Annotated in this window: 1 pseudogene; it reads right to left on the reverse strand. The window is 35.9% G+C overall.

Annotated elements, in window-relative coordinates:
- Window positions 1–133: pseudogene (locus ACS8FD_RS24375) on the reverse strand (aspartate-semialdehyde dehydrogenase); the annotation flags it as partial.
- Window positions 134–526: the final 393 nt, after the last annotated feature.

Here is a 526-nt window from a genome sequence, read left to right on the forward strand (position 1 = left end):
GACCACCTGCATTACTCGTCGAAAAAAACACAGGCGTGATACCGTTAAAGTCATTTTCTTCTTGCATACGTTGTATCAATACTGACCCAACCATACCACGCCAGCCTACCAACCCTACTGTTAAATTACTCATGAAGTCTAATCCTGTTTACAATCAGTTATTACGTCGTCAACCAGTAACAATGCCGTGAATAACGTTAAAAATCAAGATATTTCAGTGGTTTTTCGAAGTTTTTTGCACACTATTAACTGTGCCTATTATAACTTTTGGTTATTACTGTAAGGCGAGCATTTAATGGAGAATACATTTACCAGCTCTTGGGCCGATTACTATCTTGTTATTTGGCTCAAATAGGATTGAGTGCGCTTCTCTTTATATCTCTTATAGATAGCGTTTGTAATATTTTATGACAGTCTATGCTTAAGTAATGTTTAGCGATAGTCTCATGAGATGCTAAAGTGTGTACCTAATATAAATGTTCAATAGACTTACTCATATAAGCACCTAAAGCAAAAGCCTAAATGT

Source organism: Psychrobacter sp. 1U2 (assembly GCF_051847575.1).